Origin of the sequence: Kitasatospora sp. NPDC048296 (genome assembly GCF_043201815.1) — a bacterium.
GTDB lineage: Bacteria > Actinomycetota > Actinomycetes > Streptomycetales > Streptomycetaceae > Kitasatospora.
The window spans coordinates 1-6,197 of the sequence record NZ_JBICZB010000142.1 but is presented as its reverse complement, the minus strand read 5'-3'; the positions used below and the strand labels follow the sequence as shown (position 1 = coordinate 6,197).

The following is a 6,197-nucleotide window of genomic DNA, read 5'->3' as shown; positions in this document are numbered from 1 at the left end:
CCGGCATGCCACCCGGCGACCGCCAGGCAGTCAACAACTGGATCCAGGGACTGCTGGACGACCCGGCCTTCCAGCGCTGGCGCGCCACCCACCCCGGCTCCACCGATCCGCCCACCGACGCCGAGTTCAACCAGTACCTCAACTGGCGCCACGCACAGGGGATGACAGACCCGCCGCTGGCGCTGCCCAGTCAGCAGGCGCCGTTCCCGGTGGACGCCGGGCCGCTGCCGACGCTGCCGCCGGTGGACCTGGAACCGCTGCCGCTGCCCTCCCTGCCGCCCGGCCCCGAGCCACTCGACGCAGGGACCGCCGGGGACGACCAGCCTCCGCCTGACCAGCCCCCCGCCCCCGCCCCGGCCCCCGCACCCGCAGTCGCGCCCCCCGCTCCCGACCCTGCCCAGGCGATCCGGGACCGGCTCGCCGCGCTCGACGGCGCCAACATGTACGACCCCTCGTACTGGCAGCAACTGCAGACCCTCAAAGAGGGGCTCGACCCCACCCAGGGCCTCACCGCCGACCAGCTCCAGGCCATCCGGAACCTGGAGGCGATGATCCCCGCCGCCAATGTGGCGGGTGACGTGCAGCGGGAGCGGATCCGGGACGACGGCATGGTCAAGATGGAGGCCGCCGCCGCCCGCTCCGACCGCGACTACACCGACTACCTGCACCAACTGGACGGCATCGAGGCCCGCGAGAACTACCTCAGCAACCTGATCGACCACCTGCCGCCGGGCCAGTTCGAGATGGCCAACCGGGTGCTTCAGCAGATCGAGAGCGGCGGCCCGGGCACCGATACCGCGGGCGGGCTGCGGCAACTGACCACCGCCCTGCTCACTCAGGCCCAGGGACGCGCGGAGACGGAGGCGGCCGCCGCCGAGCTGGATTCGATCGCGGCCCAGGAGCACGAGGCCGCCGCCGTCGGGTGGCAGCACGTCGCCATCGCCGGGGAGATGCTGCTGGCCCCGTTCGCGGTGCCGCTGACCGCGGCCGGCGCCGCCCAGCTCGGGGCGTTCATGGTCGGCCGCAACGCCGTCCAGGGCTTCGGCGTCGGGTACGAGGAGGGCGGGCTCGGCAAGGGCCTGCTCGGCATGGCGAACGCGGTGCTGCCGATCAACACCCTGCAGGCCGCCTGCCAGGCCACCGTCGGCCAGGTGATCGACCCGAACAGCCCGGCGCCGCAGGCCGGTCGGCTCTCGATCGCGCTCGCCATGGTCCAGGACTTCGGCAACGCCGTAGGGCTGCACTCGCTCGGCCTGAAGAACATCGGCCCGGCGGCGGCCGAGGCGGTCCAGGAGACCCCCACGCTGAGCAGGCTGTACGGCGGCCAGCCGCCTCCCGGCCCGGTCCCGACGGCCAATGCCGCCACCGACGCCGCCTTCCTCACCGAGCAGGCCGCCGGGCGGAAGGCGGCGCAGGAGGTCCAGCAGATGGCGACCGACCTGAAGACCCTGAAGGCCCAGGGAGCGAGCGCGGCGGAGATCGCCGCGGCCGAGCAGGCACTCCGGCAGAAGGTCATCGACACCAACCTCCTGTACCAGGGCAAGGCCACCCTGAAGACGGTCCCCATGGAGATCCAGGGTGCCTACGCGGGCGCCCTCGAACCGATGCTGACGGAGGCCCGGCAGGGCACCGTCGACGCCCTCAACGCCCAGGGCTTCAAGCGGGGCGGACGGGCGCTGACCGTCGACGACCTGACCGACCTGCGCAACGCCAAGAGCAAGGGGTCCGTCGGGATGGACCGCGACCTGGCCCTGAACCAGATGGCGTACCGCGAGACCCTCGCGCAGCTGGAGAAAGCCCCGCCCACCTCGCAACGGGCCGAGGACCTGTACAACGAGCTCCGGAAATTGAAGGCCGCCAATCAACTGACGCTCAACGGTGTGCCGGTGTCTGCCTCCGAGGCCAACGACGCGTTCCAGAAGGCCTACAACCAGGCGTACGCCAACGCCACGGGTGGCAAGGTCGAGGACGCCGGGAAGGCCCTGCAGGCCGTGACCCAGAGCAAGCATCCGGAGGCGTACCAGGATCTGCCGGTGCTCAAGAACGACGCCCTCACCTACCCGCCCGATCCCAGGTGGGCCGAGCAGACCGGATCGGTGACCACCTACAAGGCGTACATGAACCCGCACGAGCTGAGCGAGGGCAGCGCGCTCCAGGAGACCGCCCGCGGCGTGGAAAAGGACATCAGAACCAAGCTCGAACCGCTCATGTACTACTACAAGGGCGCGGACCCCGCCGCCTATCAGCGGGTCCTTGACATGAAGTCCTTCCTCGGCGACTGCGGCAGGGGCGTCTACACCCCGACCCAGATGGAGGCCCTGTCGGCGCAGAAGTTCGGCACCTCGATCAACGGCCTTGCCGAGCAGGTCGATTCGAACCTGGCGGCCTTCATCAAAGGGCACGGTGAGCTGCAACCCGCGTTCCATGCCCTGCCCGGCCCCGGCCTGGGCGACCTCGGCGGTCACGTCGTGCAGGCGGTCGGCGGGCAGGCCGGGAACGTGGTCAAGGGCATCTCCTCGGGACCGGCGCGCGGGGACGAACCTGCGGAAGGAAAGTGAGCCATGGACACCGAAGCCACCGGCGCGGCGACTGCCGGTACGGAGACGCCCGAGCGCTCGCCGGGCGGCCTGGCTCGCACCATCCGCCTCGAACGGGCCGAATTCGCGCCGCTGGTACGTCACTTGGGGCTGCCCGAGCCCGGCGTCCTGTCGCCGCTCACCGACCTGGCCGCCCCGGTCCTGGACGCGACCGGGCCGGTACGCGAAGTCGGTGAGCTGCTCCGGGAGTTCACCGAGCTGCCCACGACCACCGTACGGATCGCGCTGACCCCGCTCGCCGTTCCCGACCGGGTGGTGGACGCCCGCACCGCCCTGTTCAACAGCGCGCCGACCCAGTGCCGGCTGTACGCGTCCCGCCTGTCCGAGGACGTCATCGTCGGGTTGCGGCCCACGCTGGACGGCGGGTACGAGCTGATGGCCCCCTTCTCGCACCAGGACCTCGAATGGTGGGTGCAGCTCCAGGTGCAGTTCTCCAGCGGTCAGCCGATGCCGCTGCCGGAGGAGGAGCTGACCGCCGAGCAACTGGCCTTCCTGCTGGTGCTGGTCGACGCGTACAAGACCGCCTTCTTCCGCTCCTTCGCCGGACGGCGGACGGAACCGGTGCCGGTCACCGTCACCCTGACGGACGTCCTGGAGGCCCAGAACGACGCCCTGCGGGTGGCCGACCGGCGGTGGATAGCCCACGCCGTCGCGGAGCTGTTCGCCACCCAGACGCACCCCGGCGGGGGGACCGGCACGACCCTCCCGCCGGTCACCGCCGCCGTCGCCGAGCGGGAGCTGTGCCGCTACGAGGAGACCGGGTACGTCGAACGGGCCGGGGCGGGCGATCCGCCGGCCTACGAACTCGGGCTCACGCTGGCGACGTTCGCGGGCACGTTGTTCACCTGGATCAGCCTGCTCTCGCTGCACGACGTCCAGGTGGTCGGTCACGAGGCCGGGCGGCCCGTCGCGCAGGAGGACATGGTCCTGTTCGTGGTGACCGAGCCGACCGTCTGGGCCCTGGTCAGCCAGGGCCTCACCCGGGCCCGCGAGGACTGGTCGGCCGTCCGGTTCGGGCTGCGGGCGATCGGCGTCGTGGAGGCCTGCAACGTGGCCCGTGATTTCCTGCGGCCGATCCCGGAGCTGACGCTGCCCGAGCAGGTCTACCGCCCGAGGACGGAGCCGGTGACGTTGACGGTGGCGGCACCGGCGACCGGACCGCTCAGCCGCCCGCCCGCGTCCCCGGTGCCCCCCGGCCCGCCCGCCGCACCCGCCTTCCGGCCCACGCACCGCGTCCCGTCCGGCGGCATGTCGGCCTGGACCGCGCCCGATCCGGCGCTCAAGGCCGTCACCCGGATCGACGGGAGAGTGGAGCTGCAGCTGCTCGAACGGGCCGGGGACTGGGCGCACATCGTCTGCTCCAACGGCTGGTCGACCTGGGTGGACGGGCGGCGGATCGAGGAGATCGGGACCTAAGGGATCGTGAAGGTGTTCAGCACGGTGGTGAGGACCGGCTGGTAGGAGGCCCAGTCGGAGTCGGGGGTGGAGAGGTAGATCGTGTACTCGGTGCCGTTCGGGGTGAGGAAGGACTGCGCGCCCACGTGGGACGAGCCGAAGGTGAACTCCCAGTAGGCGCCCGGGTCGCCCTGGTAGGTGTTGGCGCGCAGGTCGATCCGGGTGTAGCCGCCCTGCTGGGTGAGCGACTGTTCGATCTGGCGGAACCCGTCGAGGGGTGCCTGTTTGGAAGGGTTGGGGACAACGGCGAACCGCAGCACGTGGCCGCCGCTGTCCGGTGAGTAGTCGCCGCCGCCCATGCCGTTGTCGCTCCGCGTCCATCCGTTGGGAGCCGCGAAGCTGAAGCCCGCCGGGTCGGTGGTTTCGGCGAAGCCGGGGGGCACCGAGGCCCCGGGGGTCTGCGGCGGAGCGGTCGACGGGGCCTGGGGCGACGGTGTCCCGGGTGTCGGCGGTGGGGTCGTGGGCGTCTCGGGTGTCGTCGGTGCGGTGGCCGACGGCGGCGTGGACGGCGCCGAGGTGGCCGCCTGGTGATGCGTACCGCGGCCGACCAGCAGGAACACCAACCCGCCGATCAGCGCCAGCGCGAGGACCACCGCCGCGACCGGCACCCAGGGCCGCCGCACAGTTGGAGGCGGCTTACCCGTCGCAGGGGGTGTCGCGGTCGGCGCCCGGGGCGGCAGGGCCTCGGCGGTCGCCGGGCCGGCGGTGAAGCCCGCCGCCACCCGGTCGAGCATGTGCCCGGTCCACTCGGCGCCCGGCCGCTGCGCCGGGTCCGGGCGCAGTAGCGACGCGATGACCGGTGCGAGCGGCCCGGCCCGGCGCGGCTCGGGCGGCTGCTCCGCCGGCGGCCGGCCCTCCACGGCCGTGTACAGCGTGGCCCCCAGCGACCACAGATCCGCCTCGGGGCCGGGCGGACGACCTGCGGCCCGCTCAGGCGCCAGGTAGTCGGGGGAGCCCTTGAGCGGCTCGGCCGCGAACGCGGTGAGCAGCGCTCGTTCCTGCTCCAGGACCACCCGGCTCGGCTCGACGCCCCCGTGCACCCGCCCCGACCGGTGCCCCTGGACGAGCGAGGCCAGGATCTGGGCGCCGACCCGGGCCGCCTCGCGCGGCGGCAGCGGGCCGTCGGCGGCGATCACTTCGTCGAGGGTCCGCCCATCGCCCATCGCTGCGCTCCAACCGTGCCTCGACCCCCACGGCCAGTCTCCCGCCGAACCCCACCGGGGGCCATCGGGTACGGGCTTCGCAGTCGAACCGGTCTATCCTGCCATGGTGACTCCGGTCCTCGCGGTCCTTTTCCGTGGGTGATGCCGTCGTGCTCCGGGGCCGCGAAAGCCGTTCACAGTCAATGACGAAAATGTTGAGGGAGCGACGTTTCACTGAATGGGAAAACAGTCTTCTGATCCGTATTGTCCCGTCTCATTTGATCTTGCCGGTAGCCGAAGCTGTGACCAGCGGTGATGCATGGTCGGGTGAGACGGACCTTCGGTGGAGTCTCAGTTGACGTTGCCTCTCGGCAGCACTTCGGTGAGGTTGTCTCAGTTGATGTTGCCGGTCAGCGGTCGTAGAGCGCTGACCGGCGGCGGTGATCGGCCTGTCGGCAGCGCCCCGAGCAGAAGCGAGCGTCGGCACGACGCTCCAACCCCGCCAGCCAGGTGACCCCGCAGACCGGGCACTCCCTCGTCTGCTTCCGGGAGGCGGCGTCACGGAGAGCGCGGTCGTTCTGCTGCCGGCGCCAGTTGCGCGATCGGCATACGGTCGAGCAGAACCGTGTAGTCGACTTGGGAGCCTTCAACTTGGTGCCGCAGCTGGCGCAACTTCCCCGGTCGTCGGTGTCAGGGGCGAGGAGATCGTTGAGTCGGCGGGTGAGCTGGTCCAGCGGCTCCGGGTTGTGAGTGCGGGGCTCGTTCGGCATCGGGAACGGGTGGTTGGGCAGGGTGCGGTAGTAGCGCTCTTCCTCGATCCAGCGGACGAGCGGGTCTGAGACGCCGGCGCCCTCGTATCGGTAGCCAGGTGCGGCGCGGGCGCGGACTTCGCGGATGAAGCGGCTGAATGGAGTTGCCCCGGTCTGACAGACATCGGTGGGCTTGCGAGCCTATGCGGCTAGGTAGAGCACTCTATGTGGTGTCTTTGCGGCGTGGCGACGTT

3 protein-coding genes are annotated in these 6,197 nt (G+C 71.4%); 2 read left to right on the top strand and 1 reads right to left on the bottom strand.

The annotated features are described in order from the left end of the window. On the top strand, window positions 1-2,558 hold a 2,558-nt coding region (locus ACGF12_RS37695), incomplete at its 5' end, for a hypothetical protein (protein ID WP_393040901.1). A gap of 3 nt (window positions 2,559-2,561) precedes the next feature. Next, window positions 2,562-4,013 carry a hypothetical protein gene (locus ACGF12_RS37690; RefSeq protein WP_393040898.1) on the top strand — a complete coding sequence of 484 codons (1,452 nt, stop codon included), beginning with the start codon at window positions 2,562-2,564 and terminating at the stop codon, window positions 4,011-4,013. Here the strand turns inward: ACGF12_RS37690 and ACGF12_RS37685 are convergent. Continuing rightward, window positions 4,010-5,215, bottom strand: a complete 1,206-nt coding sequence (locus ACGF12_RS37685) for a hypothetical protein (RefSeq protein WP_393040895.1) — start codon at window positions 5,213-5,215, stop codon at window positions 4,010-4,012. The genes ACGF12_RS37690 and ACGF12_RS37685 overlap by 4 nt on opposite strands. Between the last annotated feature and the right edge of the window lie 982 nt (window positions 5,216-6,197).

Excerpts from the sequence above, each read along its gene's own strand:
- ACGF12_RS37685 (WP_393040895.1), bottom strand. The coding sequence starts at position 5,215 with ATGGGCGATGGGCGGACCCTCGACGAAGTGATCGCCGCCGACGGCCCG.
- ACGF12_RS37690 (WP_393040898.1), top strand. The coding sequence starts at position 2,562 with ATGGACACCGAAGCCACCGGCGCGGCGACTGCCGGTACGGAGACGCCC.